Source organism: Burkholderia sp. BCC0506 (assembly GCF_902833145.1).
Taxonomy (GTDB): domain Bacteria; phylum Pseudomonadota; class Gammaproteobacteria; order Burkholderiales; family Burkholderiaceae; genus Burkholderia.
This window is the reverse complement of record NZ_CADFEN010000001.1, coordinates 368,892-394,306: the sequence shown is the minus strand read 5'-3', so window position 1 is coordinate 394,306 and position 25,415 is coordinate 368,892. Positions and strand designations below refer to the sequence as shown.

General features: G+C 71.0%; 7 protein-coding genes. 1 reads left to right on the top strand and 6 read right to left on the bottom strand.

What is annotated here, in order from left to right; translation table 11 throughout:
- Nucleotides 1-4: 4 nt before the first annotated feature.
- From HWX62_RS01585 to ugpC, 4 genes are all read right to left on the bottom strand, one after another.
- The gene (locus HWX62_RS01585; protein WP_175930750.1) at nucleotides 5-856 is read right to left on the bottom strand and encodes a carbohydrate ABC transporter permease; all 852 of its coding nucleotides are present in this window, start codon (nucleotides 854-856) and stop codon (nucleotides 5-7) included.
- Between the two features lie 23 nt (nucleotides 857-879).
- Complete coding sequence (locus tag HWX62_RS01580) at nucleotides 880-1,797, bottom strand: sugar ABC transporter permease (protein ID WP_175930751.1); 918 nt, start codon at nucleotides 1,795-1,797, stop codon at nucleotides 880-882.
- Between the two features lie 77 nt (nucleotides 1,798-1,874).
- Entirely contained in the window at nucleotides 1,875-3,113 is a 1,239-nt protein-coding gene (locus HWX62_RS01575) for an extracellular solute-binding protein (protein WP_175930752.1), read from the bottom strand.
- A 64-nt stretch (nucleotides 3,114-3,177) separates the two neighbouring features.
- Entirely contained in the window at nucleotides 3,178-4,332 is a 1,155-nt protein-coding gene (gene ugpC, locus HWX62_RS01570; protein ID WP_175930753.1) for a sn-glycerol-3-phosphate ABC transporter ATP-binding protein UgpC, read from the bottom strand.
- Between the two features lie 235 nt (nucleotides 4,333-4,567).
- Here ugpC and HWX62_RS01565 point away from each other — a divergent pair, with 235 nt between their 5' ends.
- Complete coding sequence (locus HWX62_RS01565) at nucleotides 4,568-5,581, top strand: LacI family DNA-binding transcriptional regulator (protein WP_175930754.1); 1,014 nt, start codon at nucleotides 4,568-4,570, stop codon at nucleotides 5,579-5,581.
- Nucleotides 5,582-5,919: 338 nt separating this feature from the next.
- On the opposite strand, the gene HWX62_RS01560 is transcribed toward HWX62_RS01565, so the two are convergent.
- A complete protein-coding gene (locus HWX62_RS01560; RefSeq protein WP_175985067.1) occupies nucleotides 5,920-12,375 on the bottom strand; it encodes an S-layer family protein in 6,456 nt (2,151 codons plus the stop codon).
- A 296-nt stretch (nucleotides 12,376-12,671) separates the two neighbouring features.
- Nucleotides 12,672-25,391, bottom strand: a complete 12,720-nt coding sequence (locus HWX62_RS01555; RefSeq protein ID WP_175930756.1) for an autotransporter-associated beta strand repeat-containing protein — start codon at nucleotides 25,389-25,391, stop codon at nucleotides 12,672-12,674.
- Nucleotides 25,392-25,415 lie beyond the last annotated feature (24 nt).

Here is a 25,415-nt window from a genome sequence, read left to right as displayed (position 1 = left end):
CGGATCAGCCCTTCGTCGCGCCGAACGTGAGCCCCGCGACGAAGTGCTTCTGCATCGCGAAGAACATCGCGACCGACGGCAGCGCCGCGAGCACGGAGCCGGCCGACACGATGTTCCAGGCGGTCGTCCACTGCCCTTTGAGCGCGGCGACGCCGACGGTGATCGGTGCCGCGTCGTCGCCTTGCGTGAGGCACAGTGCCCAGAAGTAGTCGTTCCACACGAACGTGAACACGAGGATCGCGAGCGCCGCGAGCGCGGGCCGCACGAGCGGCAGCACGACGCGCCAGTAGATCGCCCACTCGGACGCGCCTTCGACGCGCGCGGCCTCGATCAGCTCGAACGGCAGCTCGCGGATGAAGTTGCGCAGGAACAGCGTGCAGAAGCCGGTCTGGAACGCGGTGTGGAACAGCACGAGCGCCCACACGGTGTTGTACAGGCCGACGCCGAGCATGATCTGCCGCACCGGAATCATCAGGATCTGGATCGGCACGAAATTGCCGGCGACGAACAGGCCGAGCAGCACGAGATTGCCGCGGAACCGGTAGTTCGCGAGCGCATGCCCGGCGAGCGACGCGAGCAGGATCGACGCGGCGACCGACGGCACCGTGATCAGGAGGCTGTTTGCGAAGTAATGGAGCATCGGCGTTTGCGTGAGCGCGGCGCCGTAGTTGTCGACGAGCGCGAACTGCTTCGGCCAGCGCCAGTAATCGCCGGCCACGATCTCGTCGGTCGAGCGGATCGACGTGACGAGCACCGCGAGCAGCGGCACGAGCCACAGCGCGAGCGCGCACGGCAACGACAACCGGTACAGCAGGCGGGCGGGACGTCCCCAGCGGGACACGGGCATCGGGTACATGTTGGTGGTCCTTGCTGTGGTCCTTACGACTCGACGCGCACCAGCTTGCGCAGCTGCCACACGATATAGACGAGCATGATCGCGAACAGCACGACGGCGATCGCGGCCGAATAGCCTTCGCGGTAGTACTTGATCGCCTGGTCGACCATGAAATACGCGAGCACGGTCGAGCTGTCGAACGGGCCGCCGCCCGTCATCAACGAGATCAGGTCGAAGCTGCGCAGCGCGCCGATCACGGTCAGCACGACGGCCATGAAGGTCGCGGGCCGCAGTTGCGGCAGGATCACGTGCCACAGCAGCGTGAAGCCGCGCGCGCCTTCCATTCGCGCCGCCTCGACGATCTCGCCGTTGATGCCGGTCAGCCCGGTCAGGTACAGAATCATGCAGAACGGAATCTGCGGCCACAGCGCGGCGGCGATCACGCCGTAGGTCGCATAGCGCGGATCGCCGAGCACCGGGATTCCGTGCCCGACGATCAGCTTCAGCAGCCCGAACGTCGGGTCGTAGAACCACGAGAACACGAGGCCGACCACCACACCCGGCAGCACGAACGGCGCGAAGAACAGCGACTTCACGAGCCGGATGCCGAACACGTTCTGGTTCAGGTACAGCGCGAGCGCGAGGCCGAGCGGCGGCGCGGCGAGGAACAGCACGAGCCACAGCACGTTGTTCTTCAGCGCGACGGTGAACGTGTCCGACTGCAGCAGCTCGCGATAGTTGTCGAGCCCGGCGAACGTCATCGGCGTCATCCCGTCCCAGTGATGGAAGCTCAGCCAGATGCTGCTGACGATCGGATACAGCACGAACACGGTGAAGAGCGCGAAACCCGGCAGCACGAACCACAGGGCCGCGCGGTTGCGCCGCCGCGCGAGCGACGCGCGCGCAGGCCGCCGCGGGCCGGCATCGCGGCGCGCGGCGCTTTCGGACAGGCTGGTCGACATGAGATGGCCTTCGATGAAACGAACGTGACGATGACGACGACGCACCGGGCCGGCACCCACGCCGGCCCGGCCGCGCGCTACTTGCGGTAGATGCGCTTGCGGGTCTGTTCGAGGCGCTGCAGGATCGCGTCGAGCTGCGTCGGGTCGGACAGGAACTGCTGCATCGCCTTCATCCCCTCGTCGGCCATTTCCTTCGTCATGTCGCGGTCGTAGAACTGCGCGATGCCGCCGGGCGTCGTCGCGAGCGTGCGGAAGCCGATCTTCGAGATCGGGTCCTGCGGCTCGGGCGCCTTGTTGTTCGACGGCAGTTGCCCCATCCCCTTCGCGAACTCGCCGTTGACCACCGGCTGCCCCATGAACGCGAGGAAGCGCCGCGCATCGGCCTTGTTGTGCGCTTTCGCCGGAACGATCAGCACGTTGACCGGGCCGTCCTCGGCGAGCGGCACCGATGCGTCGATCACCGGGAAGCGGAAGAAGCCGATCGGGTTGCGCGCCGCGCTCAGCAGTCCTGCCGAATACCAGGTGCCCATCAGCGTCATCGCGGCCTGGCCGTTCACGATCAGCGGGCTCAGCGAATCGACGTCGTAGGACAGCGCGTTGTCGATGAAATACTTGTCGTCGATCAGCTTCTTCCAGGCCGTATACACGGCCCGCACGCGCGGATCGGTGTACGCGACGTCGCCGGCCATCAGCTTCTGGTGGAACGCGTAGCCGTTGATCCGCAGGTCGAGATAGTCGAACCACGCGGCGAGCGTCCACGCATCCCGCGCGGCCACCGCGATCGGCGCGATGCCGGCCGCCTTCAGCTTGCGGCACGCGTCGAGAAACTGCGGCCAGTCGGCCGGCTCGCCGTGGATGCCGGCCTTCTCGAACAGGTCCTTGCGGTAGAACAGGCCGTACGCGTCGTAGCCGAGCGGCAGGCTGTAAACCTTGCCGCCATACGTCGACGACTGCTTCACGGACGCATACGTGTCGTTCCAGCCGTTCTTCTGCCAGTCCGCGCCCAGGTCCTCGATCAGCCCGCGCTTCGCGAAATACGCGAGCCGCTCGCCGTTGTTCCAGCTCAGCACGTCGGGCGGATCGGTCGCGAGCCAGCCGGACATCTGCACCTTGTACGCCTCCTCGCCGACGTAGCTGACCTTCAGGTCCACGTCGGGATTCGCCTTGTGGAACTGGTCGAACACGGCCTGCCACGTCGCGCGCTGGTTGCCGCGCGCCGCGACGTTCACTTTCAGCGTGCCCGCGTCGGCCATACCCGCGGCGCACGCCGCGGCGGTCGTCAGGGCAAGCAGCAGTCGGCTCGCACGAAGTCTCATCGTTGTCTCCTGGTATTGGTGTGATGGGTGCCGCGTCGCGCGCGGCCGGTCTGCGCCGCGCCCGCTAGGCGAACGCCGCTTCGGCGTGAAGCGCCGGCACCGCGATGCCGGCTTCGTCGAACAGATGGCAGCGCGAAGGCGGCACGTGGAACGCATGCCGCTCGCCGCGCCGCAACGCCGCCTGCCCCGGCAGTTTCGCGAGCAGCGGCACGCCGCCGGGCTGGTCGAGGTGGACGTATGCGGCTTCGCCGAGCTGCTCGACGAGCGCGACGTCGCGCACGAGCGCCGGCAGGTCGGTGTCGCCGGGCACCCCGATCGTCAGGTGCTCGGGGCGAATGCCGAGCGTCACGCGCGCGCCGCGGCCGACGTGGCGCGGCAACGCGCGATCGCGCAGCGTCAGCGTCTCGCCGGTGCCTTCCAGCGTCAGCCGGCAGCCGTGCGCATCGCCCGCGTCGACGACGGCCGGCAGGAAGTTCATCCGCGGCGAGCCGATGAAGCCCGCGACGAAGCGGTTCGCCGGCCGGTGATACAGCTCGAGCGGCGCACCGGCCTGCGCGATGCTGCCGAAGCGCGCGACGTCGTCGCCCGCATGCAGCAGCACGATCCGGTCGGCGAGCGTCATCGCCTCGATCTGGTCGTGCGTGACGTAGACCGAACTCGATTGCGTGAAGCGCGCGTGCAGCCGCGCGATTTCGACGCGCGTCTGGCCGCGCAGCGTCGCGTCGAGGTTCGACAGCGGCTCGTCGAACAGGAACACGCGCGGCTCGCGCACGATCGCGCGGCCGATCGCGACGCGCTGGCGCTGCCCGCCGGACAACGCCTTCGGCTTGCGATCGAGCAGCGCTTCGAGCTGCAGCACGCGCGCGGCCTCGGTCACGCGGCGGCGGATTTCGTCCTTCGGCGTGCCGGCGATTCGCAGTCCGAAACCGATGTTGTCGAACACGGTCATGTGCGGAAACAGCGCATAGCTCTGGAACACCATCGCGACGCCGCGCTCCGCGGGCGGCGTGTCGTTCATCCGTGCGCCGCCGATCCGCAGCTCGCCCTCGGTCACGTCCTCGAGCCCGGCGATCATCCGCAACAGCGTGGATTTTCCGCAGCCCGACGGACCGAGAAACACGCAGAATTCATGCGATGCGATCTCGAGGTTCACGTCGCGCAGCACCGGCGCATGGTCGCCGTAGCGCTTCGAGACATCCTTCATTGAAATGGCGGTCATCGCGCTCTCCTCTCGCCGGTCACACGCATCGGACCGGAAAATTTAAACGCTTAAATTTTGGTGGCGCGATTCGCCCGGTTCGCCGTACCATGTCGTCTCCTTCCTCTGATGTGTCGAGAAATTAGCGTATCGGCCGTCCCTGTGCAACTTGTGGGACGCACTCCCAGAATATGAGCAGACACTACCCCGCTTCACGTCAGGTACACCCCGCCAACCGGCCGATCGGAGGCCGCGCATGGTGACGCTCGCGCAAGTCGCGCAGCGCGCGAACGTCACGGCGGCGACCGTCTCGAACGTGCTGCGCAATCCGCAGAAGGTGAAGCCGGCGACCGTCGAACGCGTGATGGCGGCGATCCGCGAACTCGGCTATCGGCCGAACCTGACCGCGCGGGCGCTCGCCGAGGGCCGCACGTCGACGCTCGCGCTGATGCTGTCGAACATCACGAACCCGTTCTATCCGGAGTTCGTGCTGGCCGCCGAACGCGAGGCGCGCAAGCGCGGCCATTACCTGCTCGTGTCCAATACCGACGACGATCCGGCGATCACGCGCAACTACCTCGAGCGGATCGCGGGCACGCTCGCGGCCGGTGCGATCGTGATGAACACCGATCTCGCCGAGGCCGAACTCGCCGACATCGCGCGTCACGGCGCATCGATCGTGCTGTGCATGTGGGAACACGTGCATGCGTCGCGCACGCTGCCGTGCGTGACCGTCGATTTCGCGGCGACGGGGGCGCTGGCGGCCGCGCATCTGTCCGGGCTGCGCCATCGCGCGTTCGGCGCGCTCGTCGGCAAGGGCTCGGGTGGCCCGCAGTCGGTGCGGCTGCGCGGGTTCGCCGACGAACTCGCGGCGCGCGGCCATCCCGCCGGCGCGCTGACGACCGCGTCGACGCACGACTCGATCGAAGGCGGCTACGAAGCCGCCGCCGCGCTGTTGCGCGAGAAGCCCGGCCTCACCGCGCTGTTCGCGACCAACGACCTGATGGCGATCGGCGCGATGCAGGCCGCCGCCGATCTCGGGCTGCGCGTGCCGGCCGATCTGTCGGTGGTCGGCATGACCGATATCCAGCTCGCGCACCAGTTCCGCCCCGCGCTGACGACCGTGCGGTTCCCGACGTCGCAGATCGCCGCGCGGGCGATCGCGCTGACGCTCGACATGATCGACGGGATCGAGCCGAGCACGGCCGTGCATACGATCGGCGCACCGGAGCTGGTCGTGCGCGAATCGACCGGGACGGCGCCGGACTGACGCTTCGGTGTGCTCACGTTTGCGGGTGCGGCGTATGCGTCGGAATGGATCGCATGGCGTCGGTCGCGAGGTTTCGGTTTTCTCGTTGAACCACGACGCAAAGCGGCACATCGCCACCTTCGAGGCACGGCGAATCGATGCAGGCGGGAAGCGATCGGGAAGTCCGGGACGGCGGCATCCGATGCCGCGACTCCCCAAATGCAAAATGGCGCGTTCACCGAGGCAACGCCGCGCGATTCGACATGGTTCGTCGTTCCGCGGGCGTCACGGGTGACGCGCCTGACGCGTGAAGATTCGCGGCCGCCCGGAGCATGCGGCGGCCGCGGTATCGACGTCGCCTACTTCTTGATCACCGGAACGGTGAGCGAAGTGACGAGCGACGTCACGGGTGCCAACAGACCGCCCGACGCGCTACCGCCCCCTTGCGCGGAATTGCCGTTCAGCGAGACCGCCAGCGCGGGAACGACGCCGGCCACCGACCCGACGGCCGAACCGACCGATTGCACCGCCGCGTTGGCGATCGTCGCGCCGCCGGAGATGAGCGCCCCCGCGGCGTTCGTCACCCCGCCGACCGCACCGGCTGCCGTGCCGCCGTTGAGCGCGACGCTCAGTGCCGGAAGGGTTCCGGCGACCGCGCCGGCGGTGCCGGTCACGGTGTGCGCGAGCGAGCCCGTCAGGCCAGTGGCGACCGTCGCGAGCGAGCCCGCCGCACCGGTTGCGCCGGAGAGCGCGCCGGATCCCGAGCCGACGACGTTGCCGGCGCCGCTCGCGGCGGATCCGATCACCGACGTGACGGTCGATGCGATCGGTGCGATCGCCGCGGTGCCGCTGCCGGCGAGACCGGTTATCGCACCGGACGCTGCACCGATCGCACCGGTGGCTGCACCGACCGGCAACGCGCCGCCGAGATTGCCGACGATGCTCGTGATCGGCGTGATCAGCGCGCCGCTATTGCCCGCGACACCGGTGACGGCGTTGATGACGCCCGGGCCGGCGTTGGCTACCGTGCCGACGATGCCGCCGAGACCGCCGGTCGCGCCGCCGACACCACCCGCTGCACCGGCCAGCGTTCCGACTGCACCCGTTGCCGAGTTGGCTACCGTGCCGACGATGCCGCCGAGACCGCCGGTCGCGCCGCCGACACCACCCGCTGCACCGGCCAGCGTTCCGACTGCGCCGGTTGCCGAGTTGGCTACCGTGCCGACGATGCCACCGAGGCCGCCCGCCGCGCCGCCTGCACCACCCACGGCGCCGGCCAGCGTTCCGACTGCGCCGGTTGCCGAGTTGGCGACCGTGCCCACGATGCCACCGAGGCCGCCCGCCGCGCCGCCTGCACCGCCCACGGCGCCGGCCAGCGTTCCGACTGCGCCGGTTGCCGAGTTGGCTACCGTGCCAACGATGCCACCGAGGCCGCCAGTCGCGCCGCCGGCACCGCCCGCTGCGCCAACCAACGTCCCGACTGCTCCGGTTGCCGTGTTGCCGACCGCGCCAACGACGCCGCCGAGACCACTCGCCGCACCGGCCAACGTCCCGGCTGCGCCAGTTGCCGAGTTGGCTACCGTGCCAACGATGCCACCGAGGCCGCCCGTCGCGCCGCCGGCACCGCCTACTGCACCAGCCAACGTCCCGAGTGCACCGGTTGCCGTGTTACCCACCGTGCCAACGACGCCACCGAGACTGCCGAGGCCACCAGTCGCGCCTCCGCCAACACCGCCAACTGCGCCAGCCAACGTCCCGACTGCGCCGGTTGCCGAGTTGCCGACCGCGCCAACGACGCCGCCGAGACCGCCGGTCACGCCGCCAGCACCGCCCAGCGCGCCGACCAGCGTTCCCGCTGCGCCAGTTGCCGTGTTGCCGACCGCGCCAACGACGCCACCGAGACCGCCAAGGCCACCGGTCGCGCCGCCGCCGACACCGCTCACTGCACCGGCCAACGTCCCGACTGCGCCGGTTGCCGAGTTGCCGACCGCGCCAACGACGCCGCCGAGACCGCCCGCTGCGCCGGCCAATGTTCCGACTGCACCCGTTGCCGAGTTAGCTACCGTGCCAACGATGCCACCGAGGCCGCCAGTCGCACCGCCGGCGCCGCCCAGGGCACCCGTTACCGTACCGACTGCGCCGCTTGCCGCGTTGCCCACTGTCCCGACAACACCGCCGAGACCACCGGTCCCGCCGCCGACGCCACCCAGTGCACCAGTCAGCGTGCCGACTGCACCCGTTGCCGTGTTCGCCACCGTTCCGACAACACCGCCGAGACCACCGGTCCCGCCGCCAACACCACCCAGCGCACCAGTCAGTGTTCCGACTGCTCCCGTTGCCGTGTTCGCCACCGTTCCGACAACGCCGCCGAGGCCGCCGGTCCCGCCGCCAACACCACCCAGCGCGCCAGTCAGTGTTCCGACTGCTCCCGTTGCCGTGTTCGCCACCGTTCCGACAACGCCGCCGAGACCGCCGGTCCCGCCGCCGATACCACCCAGTGCACCTGTTACCGTACCGACCACACCACCAAGCCCACCAGTCGGATCGCCAACCCCGCCCAGAGCACCCGTCACCGTACCGACTGCGCCGCTTGCCGCGTTGCCCACCGTTCCGACGACGCCACCCAGACCACCGGTCCCGCCGCCAACGCCACCCAGTGCACCGGTCAATGTTCCGACTGCACCCGTCGCCGTGTTCGCTACCGTGCCGACAACACCGCCGAGACCGCCGGTCCCGCCGCCAACACCACCCAGCGCGCCAGTCAGTGTTCCGACTGCACCGGTTGCCGTGTTCGCCACCGTGCCGACGACACCACCGAGACCACCGGTCCCGCCACCGCCGACACCGCCCAGCGCCCCAGTCAGCGTTCCAACTGCTCCCGTCGCCGTGTTCGCTACCGTGCCGACAACACCGCCGAGACCGCCGGTCCCGCCGCCAACGCCACCCAGTGCACCGGTCAATGTTCCGACTGCACCCGTTGCCGTGTTCGCCACCGTTCCGACAACGCCGCCGAGACCACCGGTCCCGCCACCGCCGACACCGCCCAGCGCCCCAGTCAGCGTTCCAACTGCTCCCGTCGCTGTGTTCGCTACCGTGCCGACAACACCGCCGAGACCACCGGTCCCGCCGCCGACACCACCCAGTGCGCCAGTCAGTGTTCCAACCGCACCGGTTGCCGTGTTCGCTACCGTGCCGACGACACCACCGAGGCCACCCGTCCCGCCACCGAGACCACCCAGTGCGCCGGTTACCGTACCGACCACACCACCAAGCCCACCAGTCGGATCGCCGACGCCGCCCAAGGCCCCCGTCACCGTCCCGACTGCACCGCTTGCCGCGTTGCCCACTGTCCCGACAACGCCGCCGAGACCACCGGTCCCGCCACCAACACTGCCCAGCGCGCCAGTCAGCGTTCCGACTGCACCCGTCGCCGTGTTCGCTACCGTGCCGACAACACCGCCGAGGCCGCCGGTCCCACCGCCGACACCGCCCAGTGCGCCAGTCAGTGCTCCGACTGCGCCCGTTGCCGTGTTCGCCACCGTTCCGACAACACCGCCGAGACCACCGGTCGGATCGCCGACGCCACCCAGAGCGCCCGTCACCGTACCGACTGCGCCGCTTGCGGCGTTGCCCACCGTTCCGACAACACCGCCGAGACCACCGGTCCCGCCGCCGACACCGCCCAGTGCGCCAGTCAGCGTTCCGACTGCGCCCGTTGCCGTGTTCGCTACCGTGCCGACAACGCCACCAAGGCCGCCCGTCGGGTTACCGCCACCGATGCCACCCAGTGCACCGGTTACCGTACCGACCACACCACCAAGACCACCGGTCGGATCCCCGACGCCACCCAAGGCACCCGTCACCGTACCCACTGCGCCGCTTGCCGCGTTGCCCACCGTCCCGACGACGCCGCCGAGACCGCCGGTCCCGCCGCCAACACTGCCCAGCGCCCCAGTCAGCGTTCCAACTGCTCCCGTCGCCGTGTTCGCTACCGTGCCGACAACACCGCCGAGACCGCCAGTCCCGCCGCCGATACCACCCAGAGCACCGGTTACCGTGCCAACCACGCCACCGAGACCGCCGGTCGGATCGCCGACGCCACCCAAGGCACCCGTCACCGTACCCACTGCACCGCTTGCCGCGTTGCCCACCGTCCCGACAACACCGCCGAGACCGCCGGTCCCGCCGCCGACACCACCCAGTGCGCCAGTCACCGTTCCGACTGCACCGGTGACCGTATTCGCTACCGTGCCGACAACGCCACCAAGGCCGCCCGTCGGGTTACCGCCACCGATGCCACCCAGTGCACCGGTTACCGTACCGACCACACCACCAAGACCACCGGTCGGATCCCCGACGCCACCCAAGGCACCCGTCACCGTACCCACTGCGCCGCTTGCCGCGTTGCCCACCGTCCCGACGACGCCGCCGAGACCGCCGGTCCCGCCGCCAACACCACCCAGTGCGCCAGTCAGCGTTCCGACTGCACCCGTCGCCGTGTTCGCTACCGTGCCGACAACACCGCCGAGACCGCCAGTCCCGCCGCCGATACCACCCAGTGCACCCGTCACCGTACCGACTGCGCCGCTTGCGGCGTTACCCACTGTCCCGACAACGCCGCCGAGACCACCGGTCCCGCCGCCGACACCGCCCAGTGCGCCAGTCAGTGTTCCGACTGCACCCGTTGCCGTGTTCGCTACCGTGCCGACAACGCCACCAAGGCCGCCCGTCGGGTTACCGCCACCGATGCCACCCAGTGCACCGGTTACCGTGCCAACCACGCCACCAAGACCGCCGGTCGGATCACCGACGCCACCCAAAGCACCCGTCACCGTACCCACTGCGCCGCTTGCCGCGTTGCCCACCGTCCCGACGACGCCGCCGAGACCGCCGGTCCCGCCGCCGACACCACCCAGTGCGCCAGTCAGTGTTCCGACTGCACCGGTTGCCGTGTTCGCCACCGTGCCGACGACACCATCGAGACCACCGGTCCCGCCGCCGACACCGCCCAGTGCACCAGTTACCGTACCGACCACACCACCAAGACCACCGGTCGGATCGCCGACGCCACCCAAGGCACCCGTCACCGTACCCACTGCACCGCTTGCCGCGTTACCCACTGTCCCGACAACGCCGCCGAGACCACCGGTCCCGCCGCCGACACCGCCCAGTGCGCCAGTCAGTGTTCCGACTGCACCCGTTGCCGTGTTCGCTACCGTGCCGACAACGCCACCAAGGCCGCCCGTCGGGTTACCGCCACCGATGCCACCCAGTGCACCGGTTACCGTACCGACCACACCACCAAGACCACCGGTCGGATCCCCGACGCCACCCAAGGCACCCGTCACCGTACCCACTGCACCGCTTGCCGCGTTACCCACTGTCCCGACAACGCCGCCGAGACCACCGGCCCCGCCGCCGACACCGCCCAGTGCGCCAGTCAGTGCTCCGACTGCGCCCGTCGCCGTATTCGCGACCGTGCCGACAACGCCACCAAGGCCACCCGTCGGGTTGCCGCCACCGATGCCACCCAGTGCACCGGTTACCGTACCGACCACACCACCGAGACCGCCGGTCGGATCACCGACGCCACCCAGAGCACCCGTCACCGTACCGACTGCGCCGCTTGCGGCGTTGCCCACCGTTCCGACAACGCCACCAAGGCCACCGGTCGGATCACCGACGCCACCCAGGGCACCCGTCACCGTACCGACTGCACCGCTTGCCACGTTGCCCACCGTTCCGACAACGCCACCAAGGCCACCGGTCGGATCACCGACGCCACCCAGGGCACCCGTCACCGTACCGACTGCACCGCTTGCCACGTTGCCCACCGTTCCGACGACGCCACCAAGGCCACCCGTCGGGTTACCACCACCGATGCCACCCAGTGCACCGGTTACCGTGCCAACCACGCCACCAAGACCGCCGGTCGGATCCCCGACACCACCCAAAGCGCCCGTCACCGTTCCGACTGCACCGCTTGCCACGTTGCCCACCGTTCCGACAACGCCACCAAGGCCGCCCGTCGGGTTACCGCCACCGATGCCACCCAGTGCACCGGTTACCGTGCCAACCACGCCACCGAGACCGCCGGTCGGATCCCCGACACCACCCAGAGCACCCGTCACCGTACCGACTGCACCGCTTGCCACGTTGCCAACCGTCCCGACGACGCCACCAAGGCCACCTGTCGGGTTACCACCACCGATGCCACCGAGTGCACCGGTCACCGTGCCAACCACACCACCGAGACCACCGGCCCCACCGCCGACACCACCCAAGGCGCCCGTCACCGTACCGACTGCACCGCTTGCCGCGTTGCCCACCGTTCCGACGACATCGCCAAGGCCACCCGTCCCGCCACCACTTCCGCCAAGGCCGCCCAGCGCACCCGTCACCGTGCCAACCACACCACCGAGACCACCGGTCCCGCCACCACCACCGCCGATACCGCCGACCCCACCCAACGCACCCGTCACCGTACCGGCCACGCCTGCGACCGGCTCGAGCAATCCGCTACCGATATCGATGGTCGCGCTTCCCGTCCCCGTCCCTGCCAGCCCGATCGAGATACCGCCTGCATTCGGGCTGCCGACCGTCACCACCCCGTTCCCCCATCCCGCCACGGTGCCGACGAGTTCCCCGGGCGCGGGAGATCCGCCTGCGACGATCAGGCCGTCGGATTTGCTGACACTTCCCAGCGGGGAAGCCAGTACCCCCGCCTGGGACGCCGAGGCGGCCAGGCTGAACAAAGCCGCGACCGACAAGGCGATGCCTGTCAATTTCACGTTCGCTTTCGCTTTCGTTTTCATGAATAACCTCATTTCGGTTGGACAGCCGCGGAACAGCTCGAGCGATGACGCGTGGACCCTGCCGCCGCGAAGGGGGCGCGAATCGTTCGCGGATTGCCCGATATGGCAAAGCGTTGAAACAGGTCTAAACACGCCGATACAACGGGATACCAGACACCGCGTGACGCACTTCATGAAAATCGATCTGCATCACGAAACTTCTGCAAGACGAATCAACAATCTGACGATCATCGAACGATCGTCAAACGATCGGCCGCTCACGACGATTCCATCGCAAGCGGCCGCCGCCCCTCCCCTCAGAACTTCCACAACAGATTGCCGTACAGCGCGTGGTCGCTGATGCTGCCGCCGATCTGGCCGCTGTAGGACAACCCGAGCGACAGGTTCTTCGTGATGGCCGCATCGACACCAACCTCGAGCACCGCGGCATCACGCGCGACCGGCACGCCGGTCACGCTGAACGGCGAGCCGCCGCTCGCGAACGACAGCCTCGACGCCGGCTGCGTATTGCCGAACGCGTGCCGCCAGCCGACGGTGCCGAACGCCGTGACCTTGCCCTTCGTCGTGACCGCGACGTCGGTCGAGGCCCGCACGCCGAGTGTCGAGAAGCCGAGGCCCGTCGTATCGGAATCGCCCTGCAGCGCCGCCGCGCCGCCGTTCTCCTTGAAGCCGTCGGTGTGCAGGCTGGCGTACGCGAGGCCGACGAACGGTTCGAGCGCGACATTGCGGAACGCCGTCGAGTAGCCGAGTTCGGTGAACACCTGCGTCGCGTTCGCGTCGTAGCTGGCGGTATCGTGATCGGAGAAGCTGCCGAACGACGGATTGCGCTCGCTATGCACGCGGTACCACGACTGCGACACGCCACCGCGCACGTTCCACGCGTTGTACCGGCCGCTCGCGTACAGCGCGATCGTCTCGCCGTTGACCTTCGCCGACTCGTTCTGGTCGGTATTGAGCTGGCTGCGCGACGCACCGCCCGCGATACCGACGCGCCAGTGGCTGCTGACTTCCGCATCCGTGCCGACGACGAAGCCATACAGGTTGCGATCGATCGACGCGACGCCATCGCCGTCGAACCGGCTATGCGAGCCGTACAGCCGGCCCCACACCGCCGGCTTGAACGACTTGGCCGGCGTGCAGCCGTTCTCCGCGGCCATGCGCCGATCGAGCGCCGCCGAGTGATCGTCCGCCGACACCGGTGCCTCGCATCCGCACAGCGCCCCGCCAGGCTGCGACCCGAGCCGCGCACGATCGAGCACCGCGTCGCGCACGTAGCGGCTATCCGACAGCAGCACGCTTCGCGTACTCGGATACAGATCGCCGGCGAGCTGCGTGAATGCGCGGTTCGCGGTCTTCGAATCCGACGTCAGCACCGTGTCGAACAGCGGGTTGCCGGCACCGAGCGTGCCGACCGCGCCCGCCACCGCCTGCCCGTCGGGCGTCGTCGCAACCGACGAGAACGGCGTGCCGTTCGGCGTCAGCGACATCAGCACCTGCGCCGGGTTGTACGTGAGCGTCGGCGTGAGGAACGCATACGTCGAGTTCACCGCGCTGAACTGCCCTTGCACGCCCGCGCCGGCATTCACGATGGTGTAGAGCTTGCCCGGCTGGTATTGCCCGGTCGCCGCGACGACCTGTACCGACCCGCCGTTGAGCGTGGCGGAGCCGGTCACGTCGAGGCCGCCGCTCTGTTGCGGCGTCGCACCGACCTGTAGCGTCGAGCCCGGCTGGAAGGTCGCGTTGCCCGCGACCTTCAGCGGCTGCCCGAGCTGGAGGACCGATGCGGTGCCGCCGCCCGACACGACCAGGCCGCCGATCGTGCCCGTCCCGGTGACGGTCGCGCCGTTGCCGACGGTCACCGGCGAGTTGGCCAGCGAACCGGTGACCGCGAGCGTGCCGCCCGTCACGGTGGTCGGCCCGGACAGCGTGTTCGTGCCGCTCAGCACCTGTGCACCCGTGCCGGCCAGCGTCAGCGGGCCGGTACCCGACAGCGTGCCCGCGAACGAGCTGGTGCCGGCGGTATTGACGGTCAGCGGCGTCGCGCCGAGGTTCACGTTCGAACCCGTCGTGCCCGACAGCGTGCCGATCGACTGCGGTGCGGCCGAACCCGTGAGGTCCAGCGTCGCGCCGCTGCCCGCGAGCATCACCGGGCTCGTCGGCGCAAGGCTGCCTGCGCCGGCAAGCGCGAGCATGCTGCCGCTGCCGATCGTCGTGCCGCCGGTGTACGTGTTCGCGCCGGTCAGCGTCTGCGTGCCGCCGCCCTGCACCGCGAAGCCGCCGGTGCCCGCGATCGTGCCGCCGAAGGTGCCGCCCGTCGGACCGGCCACGGTCAGCGTGTTGCCGCCGAGGTTCACGGTCGAACCCGCCGCGCCCGACAGCGCGCTGGCCGTCTGCGGCGTGGTCGTGCCGCTGACGTCGAGCGTCGCGCCGCTGCCGGCCAGCGTCAGTGCGCTGCCCGCCGACAGGCCGCCGTTGCCGCCGACCGCCAGCGTGCTGCCGCTACCGATCGTCGTGCCGCCCGTGTACGAGTTCGCGCCGCTGAGCGTCGTCGTCGACGGGCCGCTCACCGCCAGGTTGCCGCCGCCCGAGATCGGGCCGCTCAGGCCGAGGTTGTTGGCGCCGCCGACCGTCAGCGTCGAACCCGTGCCGAGATTCACCGCGTTGCCGAGCGTCGTGCCGGGCACGCTGGTGCCGAGCGTGCCGCCGCTGCCGCCGACGCTCAGCGTGCCGCTGCCGAGTGCGGTCGGCGTGCCGGCCACCAGCGTGCCGCCGCCGGTAACGCTCGTGCCGCCGGTGTAGGTGTTGGCACCCGACAGCGTCGTCGTCGCCGGACCGTTGAGTGCAAGCGTGCCGCTGCCCGAGATCGGGCCGCTCAGGCCGAGATCGTTCGACCCGCCGACCGTCAGCGTCGAACCGCTGCCGAGGTTCACCGCGTTGCCGAGCGTCGTGCCCGGCGTGCTCGCGGCCAGCGTGCCGCCTGCGCCGCCGGTGTTCAGCGCGCCGGTGCCGAGCGCCGTGTTGCTGCCCGCGACCAGCGTGCCGCCGCCGGTCAGGTTCGTGCCGCCCGTGTACGTGTTGTTGCCGGTCAGCGTTTCGGTGCCCGGGCCGGCCAGCGTGAGGCTGCCGCCCGTGCCGGCGATCGTGCCGCCGTACGTGCCGCTGCCCGTGCCGCCCAGCGTCAGGTTGTTGCCGCCCAGGTTCACCGTCGAACCCGACACGCCCGACAGCGAGCTCGTCGTTTGCGGCGTGGTCGCGCCGCTGACGTCGAAGGTGGCGCCCGCACCCGCCAGGTTCACCGGGCTGCTCGACGACAGGCTGCCGCCCGCGCCGATCGCCAGCGTACCGCTGTTGATCGTCGTCGCGCCGGTGTATGTGTTCGCGCCGGTCAGCGTTTCCGTGCCGGTGCCCGACAGCGTCAGCCCGCCCGTGCCGCCGACCGTCCCGCCGAACGTGCCGTTGCCCGACCCGCCGAGCGTCAGCGTGTTGCCGCCGAGGTTCACCGCCGAACCCGAAACGCCCGACAGCACGCCCGTCGTCTGCGGTGTCGTGGCGGCACTCAGGTCGAGCGTCGCGCCGCTGCCCGCCAGATCGACCGCGCTGCCCGACGACAGGCTGCCGCCCGCGCCGACCGCCAGCGTGCTGCCGCCGCCGATCGTCGTGTTGCCGGTGTACGTGCCGATGCCGCTGAGCGTCGTCGTCGACGGGCCGCTCACCGCCAGGTTGCCGCTGCCCGAGATCGGACCGCCGAGGCCCAGGTTGTTCGCGCCGCCGACCGTCAGCGTCGAGCCCGAACCGAGATTGATCGCGTTGGTCAGCGTCGTGCCGGCCGTGCTCGTGCCGAGCGTACCGCCCGCGCCGCTCGTGTTCAACGCACCGGTGCCGAGCGCCGAGCCATTGCCGGCAAGCAGCGTGCCGCCGCCGGTCAGGTTCGTGCCGCCCGTGTACGTGTTGGTCCCGTTCAGCGTTTCGGTGCCCGTGCCCGCCAGCGTCAGGCTGCCGCCCGTGCCGGCGATCGTGCCGTCGTACGTGCCGCTGCCCGAACCGCCCAGCGTCAGTGCATTGCCGCCGAGGTTCACCGTCGAACCCGACACGCCCGACAACGCGCCCGTCGACTGCGGCGAGGTCGCGCCGCTCAGATCCAGCGTCGAGCCCGCGCCTGCCAGATCGACCGCGCTGCCCGACGACAGGCTGCCGCCCGCGCCGACCGCCAGCGTGCTGCCGTTGCCGATCGTCGTGTTGCCGGTGTACGAGCTCGCGCCGGTCAGCGTCGTCGTCGACGGACCGGTCACCGCGAGATTGCCGCTGCCGCTGATCGCGCCACCGAGGCCCAGGTTGTTCGCGCCGCCGACCGTCAGCGTCGAGCCCGAACCCAGATTCACCGCGTTGGTCAGCGTCGTGCCGGCCGTGCTGGTGCCGAGCGTGCCGCCCGCGCCGCTCGTGTTCAGCGCGCCCGTGCCGAGCGCCGAGCCGTTGCCGGCGATCAACGTACCGCCGCCGGTCAGGCTCGTGCCGCCCGTGTACGTGTTGGTGCCGTTCAACGTTTCGGTGCCCGTGCCGCCCAGCGTCAGGCTGCCGCCTGCACCGGCAATCGTGCCGTCATACGTGCCGCTGCCCGTGCCGCCGAGCGTCAGGTTGTTGCCGCCGAGATTCACCGTCGAGCCGGCCACGCCCGACAGCGTGCCCGTCGTCTGCGGCGTGGTCGCGCCGCTCAGGTCGAAGGTGGCGCCCGCGCCCGCCAGGTTCACCGGCGTCGTTCCCGACAGGCTGCCGCCCGCGCCGATCGCCAGCGTGCCGCTGTTGATCGTCGTCGCGCCGGTGTACGTATTGCTGCCCGTCAGCGTTTCCGTGCCGGTGCCCGACATCGTCACGCCGCCCGTGCCGGCGATGTTGCCCGCGTACGTGCCGCTGGCCGACCCGCCGAGCGTCAGGTTGTTGTTGCCCAGGTTCACGGTCGAACCCGCCACGCCCGAGATCGCGCCCGTCGATTGCGGCGACGACGCGCCGCTCAGGTCGAGCGTCGCGCCGGCCGCCGTCAGGCTGACCGGGCTGCTCGACGACAGGCTGCCGTTGCCGCCGATCGCGAGCGTGCCGCTGTTGATCGTCGTCGCGCCGGTGTACGTGTTGGTGCCCGTCAGCGTTTCGGTGCCGGTGCCCGACAGCGTCAGCCCGCCCGTGCCGCCGATCACGCCCGCATAGGTGCCGCTGCCCGACCCGCCGAGCGTCAGCGTATTGCCGCCCAGGTTGACGTTCGTGCCCGTGCCGCCGGACAGCGCGCCGCTCGTCTGCGGCGACGTGGCCGCGCTCAGGTCGAGCGTGGCGCCGGTGCCGGACAGGTCGATCGCGCTGCCCGACGACAGGCTGCCGCCCGCGCCGACCGCCAGCGTGCTGCCGCCGCCGATCGTCGTGCTGCCCGTGTAGGTGTTCGCGCCCGACAGCGTCGTCGTGGACGGACCGGTCACCGCGAGATTGCCGCTGCCGCCGATCGCACCGCCGAGCCCGAGGTCGTTCGCGCCGCCCACCGTCAGCGTCGAGCCGCTGCCGAGGTTCACCGCATTGGTCAGCGTCGTGCCCGGCGTGCTCGCGGCCAGCGTACCGCCTGCGCCGCTGGTGTTCAGCGCACCCGTGCCGAGCGCCGAGCCGCTGCCCGCGATCAGCGTGCCGCCGCCGGTCAGGTTCGTGCCGCCCGTGTACGTGTTGTTGCCGGTCAGCGTTTCGGTACCCGTGCCCGACAGCGTGAGGCTGCCGCCCGTGCCGGCGATCGTGCCGCCGTACGTGCCGTTGCCCGTGCCGCCGAGCGTCAGGTTGTTGCCGCCCAGGTTCACCGTCGAACCCGACACGCCCGACAACGTGCCCGTCGTCTGCGGCGTGGTCGCGCCGCTGACGTCGAAGGTGGCACCCGCGCCGGCGAGGTTCACCGGGCTGCTCGCCGACAGGCTGCCGCCGGCGCCGATCGCCAGCGTGCCGCTGTTGATCGTCGTCGCGCCGGTGTATGTGTTGGTGCCCGTCAGCGTTTCGGTGCCGGTGCCCGACAGCGTCAGCCCGCCCGTGCCGCCGACCGTCCCGCCGAACGTGCCGCTGCCCGACCCGCCGAGGGTCAGCGTATTGCCGCCGAGGTTCACCGCCGAACCCGCTGCGCCGGACAGCGTACCGGTCGTCTGCGGCGACGTGGCCGCGCTCACGTCCAGGGTCGAGCCCGCGCCGGCCAGATCGATCGCACTGCCCGACGACAGGCTGCCGCCCGCGCCGACCGCCAGCGTGCTGCCGCCGCCGATCGTCGTGTTGCCGGTGTACGTGCCGGCGCCGGTGAGCGTCGTCGTCGACGGGCCGGTCACCGCGAGGTTGCCGCTGCCCGAGATCGCACCGCCGAGCCCGAGGTTGTTCGCGCCACCCACCGTCAGCGTCGAACCCGAACCGAGATTGATCGCATTGGTCAGCGTCGTGCCCGCGACGCTCGTGCCGAGCGTGCCGCCCGCCCCGCTCGTGTTCAGCGCGCCCGTGCCGAGCGCCGAGCCGCTGCCCGCGATCAGCGTGCCGCCACCGGTCAGATTCGTGCCGCCCGTGTACGTGTTGTTGCCGGTCAGCGTTTCGGTACCGGTGCCCGACAACGTGAGGCTGCCGCCCGCGCCGGCGATCGTGCCGCCGTACGTGCCGCTGCCCGAACCGCCCAACGTCAGGTTGTTGCCGCCCAGGTTCACCGTCGAGCCCGACACGCCCGACAACGTGCCCGTCGTCAGCGGCGTGGTCGCGCCGCTGACGTCGAAGGTCGCGCCCGCGCCGGCCAGGTTCACCGGGCTGCTCGCCGACAGGCTGCCGCCCGCGCCGATCGCCAGCGTGCCGCTGTTGATCGTCGTCGCGCCGGTATATGTATTGGTGCCCGTCAGCGTTTCGGTGCCGGTGCCCGACATCGTCAGCCCGCCGGTACCGCCGATCGTCCCCGCATAGCTGCCGTTGCCGGTACCGGCCAGCGTGAGCGTGTTGCCGCCGAGGTTCACGTTCGTGCCCGCTACGCCGGACAGCATGCCGCTCGTCTGCGGCGTGGTCGCCCCGCTGATGTCGAGCGTCGCGCCCGTGCCGGCGAGATCGAGCGCGCTGCCCGACGACAGGCTGCCGCCCGCACCGACCGCCAGCGTGCTGCCGCCGCCGATCGTCGTGTTGCCGGTATAGGTGTTCACGCCCGTGAGCGTGGTCGTCGACGGGCCGCTGACCGACAGGCCGCCGCTGCCCGAGATCCCGCCGCCCAGCCCGAGATCGTTCGCACCGCCAACGGTCAGCGTCGACCCCGCGCCGAGATTCACCGCATTGCCGAGCGTCGTGCCGGCCGTGTTCGTGCCGAGCGAGCCGCCCGCGCCGGTGACGTTCAGCGCGCCCGTGCCGAGCGCGCTGCCGTTGCCGGCGATGAGCCCGCCGCCGCTCAACGTCGTGCCGCCCGTGTACGTGTTCGTGCCGGTGAGCGTCGTGGTACCCGCGCCGGTCTGCGCCAAGCCGCCGCTACCGGAAATCGTGCCGCTCAGGCCGAGGTCGTTCGCGCCGTTCAGCCCGAGCGTCGCGCCCGCGCCGAGCGTCACCGCATTGCCGAGCGTCGTGCCGCTCACGCTCGCGTTCAGCGTGCCGTTGCCGGTCACGTTCAATGCGCCGGAACCGAGCGCCGTGTTGCTGCCGACGCTCAATCCGCCGCTGCTCAACGTCGTCCCGCCGCTGTAGGTGTTCGCGCCGCCGAGCGTCGTCGTGCCCGTGCCGGACTGCACCACGCCGCCCGCACCGGAAATGATGCCGTTCAGGCCGAAGTCGTACAGACCGCCGAGATTCAGTGACGAGCCGGCGCCCAGATCGACCGCGTTCGCAAGCAGGAGGTTGGCCGTGCTCGCATTGAGCGCGCCGCCGTTGCCGGTGACGCTCAGCGTGCCCGTGCCGAGCGCGGTGTTGTTGCCGACGGACAGTCCGCCGGCGCTCAGCGTGGTGCCGCCCGTGTACGTGTTCGCGCCGGACAGCGTCGTCGTGCCGCTGCCGGTTTGCGCGAGCGCGCCGCCGCCCGACACGATCCCGGCCAGGCCGAGGTCGTTCGTGCCGCCGAGCGTCAGCGCCGAACCCGTGCCGAGGTTCACCGCGTTGGTGAGCGTCGTCCCGGCGACGCTCGCGGCCAGCGTGCCGCCCGCGCCGCCGATGTTCAGTGCGCCGGTGCCGAGCGCCGAGCCGTTGCCCGCGATCAGCGTGCCGCCGCCGGTCAGGTTCGTGCCGCCCGTGTACGTGTTCGTGCCGTTCAGCGTTTCGGTGCCCGTGCCGCCCAGCGTCAGGCTGCCGCCCGCGCCGCCGATCGTGCCGTCATACGTGCCGCTGCCCGTGCCGCCCAACGTCAGGTTGTTGCCGCCCAGGTTCACCGTCGAACCGGCCACGCCCGACAGCGCGCCGGCCGTCTGCGGCGTCGTGGCACCGCTCAGGTCGAACGTTGCGCCGGCCCCACCCAGATTCACGGCGCCGCCCGCCGACAGGCTGCCGCCCGCGCCGATCGCCAGCGTGCCGCTGTTGATCGTCGTGCCGCCCGTGTACGTGTTCGCGCCGGTCAGCGTCTCGATCCCGGTGCCGGACAGCGTCAGCCCGCCCGCCCCGCCGATCGTGCCGCCGAAGGTGCCGTTAGCGGAACCGCCGAGCGTCAGGTTGGTGCCGCCGAGATTCACCGCCGAGCCGGCCGCGCCGACGAGCCCGCCGGTCGTCTGCGGCGACGTGGCCGCGCTCAGGTCGAGCGTCGCGCCCGCGCCGGCCAGGTCGAACAAACTGCCGCCCGACAGGCTGCCGCCCGCGCCGACCGCGAGCGTGCTGCCGGTGCCGATCGTCGTGCCGCCCGTGTACGAGCTCGCGCCGGTCAGCGTCGTCGTCGACGGGCCGCTCACCGACAAATTGCCGCCGCCCGATATCGCGCCGCCCAAGCCGAGATCGTTCGCACCGCCAACCGTCAGCGTCGCGCCCGTGCCCAGGTTCACCGCATTGCCGAGCACGGTGCCGCCGACGCTCGTGCCGAGCGAGCCGCCGGTGCCCGTCACGTTCAGCGCGCCGGTGCCGAGTGCGCTGCCGTTGCCCGCGATGAGGCCGCCGCCGCTCAGCGTCGTGCCGCCCGTGAACGTGTTCGCACCGAGCAGCGTCGTCGTGCCGGTGCCGGTTTGCGCAAGACCGCCCGCGCCCGACAGCACGCCGCCGAGGCTCAGGTCGGCCGCGCCGTTCAGCCCCAGCGTCGCGCCGGCGCCGAGGTTCACCGCATTGCCGAGCACGGTGCCGGCGACGTTCGTCGCGAGCGTGCCGCCCGCGCCGCTCACGTTCAGCGCACCGGTGCCGAGCGCGCTGCCGTTGTCGGCAATGAGCCCGCCTGCGCTCAACGTCGTGCCGCCCGTGTACGTGTTCGTGCCGCTGAGCGTCGTCGTGCCGGTACCGGTTTGCGCGAGGCTGCCGGTGCCGGCGATCGTGCCGCTCAGGCCGAGATCGTTCGCACCGTTCAGCCCCAGCGTGACGCCGGTACCGAGATTGACCGCGTTGCCGATCGTCACGCCCGGCACGCTCGCGCCGAGCGAAGCCGAGCCGTTGACGTCGAGCGCGCCGACGCCGAGCGCCGCGCCGCTGCCGACGAGCAGGCTGCCGCCCGTCAGCGCCGTGCCGCCCGCATACGTGTTGTTGCCGGTCAGCGCCTGCGAGCCGGTGCCGGACAGCGTCAGCCCGCCCGCCCCGCCGATGTTGCCGGCGAACACGCCGCTGCCGCTGCCGGCCAGCGTCAGGTTGTTCGCGCCGAGGTCGATCGCCGAACCCGCGACGCCCGACAGCGTGCCGATCGACTGCGGCGTGGTCGCGCCGGCGATGCTGAATTGCGCGCCCGCGCCCGTCAGGTTGACGGGGCTCGACGCGGCGAGGCTGCCGCCCGCACCGATCGCCAGCGTGCCGCCGCCGATCGTGGTGCCGCCGGTAAACGTCTCGGCCGCGGTGAGCGTCGTCGTGCCCGGCCCGTTCACGGACAGGCCACCGCTACCGGAAATGATCCCGCTCAGCCCGAGATCGTTGGCACCGCCAACCGTCAGTGCCGCACCCGCGCCGAGCTGGATCGCGTTGCCGAGCACCGTGCCGCCGACGGTCGTACCGAGCGAGCCGCCCGCGCCCGTCACGTTCAGCGCGCCGGTGCCGAGTGCGCTGCCGTTGCCGGCGAGGAGGCCGCCGCCGCTCAGCGTCGTGCCGCCCGAGAACGTGTTCGCGCCGGTGAGCGTCGTGATGCCCGAGCCGATTTGCGCGAGACCGCCGTTACCGGCGATCGTGCCGCTCAGGCCGAGATCGTTCGCGCCGGTCAACGCGAGCGTCGCGCCCGTGCCGAGGTTGACCGCGTTGCCCAATGTCGTGCCGCTCACGCTCGCGCCGAGCGCGCCGCCCGCGCCCGCGACGTTCAGCGCGCCGGTGCCCAGCGCCGTATTGCTGCCGGCGAGCAGCGTGCCGGCGCTCAGCGTCGTGCCGCCGCCGAAGGTGTTCGCGCCCGACAGCGTCGTCGTGCCCGTGCCGCTCAGCACGAGACCGCCGGTGCCGCCGATCGCGCCGCTCAGGCCGAGGTCGTTCGCGCCGTTCAGCGTCAACGATGCGCCGTTCAGGTTGATGCCGTTCGCGAGCGCCGCGCCGGCCGCCAGATCCGCGCTCAGCGAGCCGCCGAGGCCGCTCACGTTCAACGCGCCGCCCACGCCGAGCGCCGTGCTGCCGTCGACGATCAGGCTGCCGCCGCCCGTCAGGCTCGCGCCGCCGGTGAACGTGTTCGCGCCGGTCAGCGTCGTGGCGCCGGTGCCGCCGAGCGCCAGGCCGCCCGCGCCGGCAATCGTGCCGCTCAGGCCGAGATCGGCCGCGCCGTTCAGCCCGAGGGTCGCGCCCGCGCCGAGATTCACCGCATTGCCGAGTACCGTGCCGCTCGCGTTCGTCGCGAGCGAGCCGCCCGCGCCGACCACGTTCAGCGCCCCCGTGCCCAATGCCGCGCCGTTGCCGGCGATGAGCCCGCCGCCGCCGAGCGTCGTGCCGCCCGTGAACGTGTTCGTGCCGAGCAGCGTCGTCGTGCCGGCACCGGATTGCGCGAGGCTGCCGCTCCCGCCGATCGTCCCGCCGAGGCTCAGGTCGGCCGCGCCGTTCAGGCCGAGCGTGGCGCCCGCGCCCAGGTTGACGGCATTGCCGAGCACCGTGCCGCCGACGTTCGTCGCGAGCGTACCGCCCGCGCCGGACACGTTCAGCGCCCCCGTGCCGAGCGCCGCGCCATTGCCGGCGATCAGCCCGCCGCCGCTCAGTGCCGTGCCGCCCGAGAACGTATTCGCGCCGAGCAGCGTCGTCGTGCCCGTGCCGCTTTGCGCGAGGCCACCGCTACCCGCGATCGTGCCGCCGAGGCTCAGGCCCGCCGCACCGTTCAGGCCGAGCGTGGCCCCCGCATCGAGATTCACCGCATTGCCGAGCAGCGTGCCGTCGACGCTCGTCGCGAGTGTGCCGCCCGTGCCGCTCACGTGCAGCGCGCCGGTTCCGAGCGCCGTGCCAGTGCCGGCGACGAGCCCGCCGCCGCTCAGCGTCGTGCCGCCCGTAAACGTGTTCAGGCCGAGCAGCGTGGTGGTGCCCGAGCCGGTTTGCGCCAGCCCGCCGTTGCCGGCGATCACGCCGCCCAGCCCGAGATTGGCCGAACCGTTCAGGCCCAGCGTGACGCCCGTGTCGATATTCACCGCGTTGCCGAGCACCGTGCCGCCGACGCTCGTGCCGAGCGTGCCGCCCGTGCCCGTCACGTTCAGCGCGCCGCCGCCGAGCGCCGTCGCGGTGCCGACGAGGAGCCCGCCGCCGCCCGTCAGATTCGTTCCACCCGTGAATGAATTGGCGCCGTTCAGCGCCAGCGTGCCGGTACCGCTCACGTTGAGCGCACCGGTGCCGCCGATCGCACCCGACAACCCGAGCCCGTTCGCGCCGTCCACCGTGAGGCCGCCGTTCAGCGTCACGTTGTTGAGCAGGTTCACGCCGGCCGCGCCGGCCTCGAGCGTGCCGCCGCCGGCGACGATCGTGCCGGTGCCGAGCGCACCGGCGCCGTGGACGATCGCGGTGCCGCCGGTCAGCGACGCGTTCGTCGCGGTTGATGCGCCGGTGATGTCCCACGTGCCGCCCTGCACGGCGAGATTGTTGAAATTGCCGAACGTATCGATCGCGATGGCGCCGTTCGTCGCGCCGCCGGCGGCCGTGTTCAGTTGCAGGTTGAGCGTGTTGTTGCCACCGAGGCCCGCATCGACGCCGAGCCCGACCGACGACCCCGTCATCGCGTTGAACGTGTTCGCCGTGCCAAGCGCCGCGCCGAGCGACACGCTGCCCGTGACGGTGCCGGCGTTGGTAAACGTGTTGCCGGTCCCCACCAGCCCGCTCGGCGCGAGCGTCACGGAGCCGTTGATCGTGCCGCCGCTCGCGTTGTCGAAATTGACCTGGGCGCCGCCCGCCGTCGTGACCACCTGCGTGGTCGGGCCGGCGCTGGAGCCGAGCACGCCGGTCGAGCCGATCGTGCCGGCATTCGTGATGTTGGTCGTGCCGCCCGTGCCGTTGTATACGGTCAGTGCGGGCCCGTTGCCCAGCAGCAGGCTCGTCGCACCCTTCATCACGCCGGTGCTCGCGTTCGTGACGTTGACGGTGCTCGCGGATGCGACGTTGCCGACGACCGCGCCGCTCGCATACGCGCTCAGTGCGCCCAGCGCGGGATCGATCGTCCCGTAGTTGGTCAACGTGACGCCGCTGCCCGTCAGCGACATCGAGGTACCGCCGAACAGCGGCGCCACGGAAACCGTCGCGCCCGGCGCGACCGTGACGTCGAGACCGTTCGTGCCGTTCGAATAGTTGTTGGTGGCGCCGGTACAGGTGACGGTGGGCGTCCCGGTGCAGGCGGCCAGTGCGTCGGCGGGAATGACCCCCGCGCCGACCAGCGCGACCAGCATGCCGGTCGGAACGAGGAATTTCGGACGTGCTTCCGCGCGCTTTTTGTTGGAACCCATGCGCATACGCATAATCACACCTTCCCATAAGAGAAT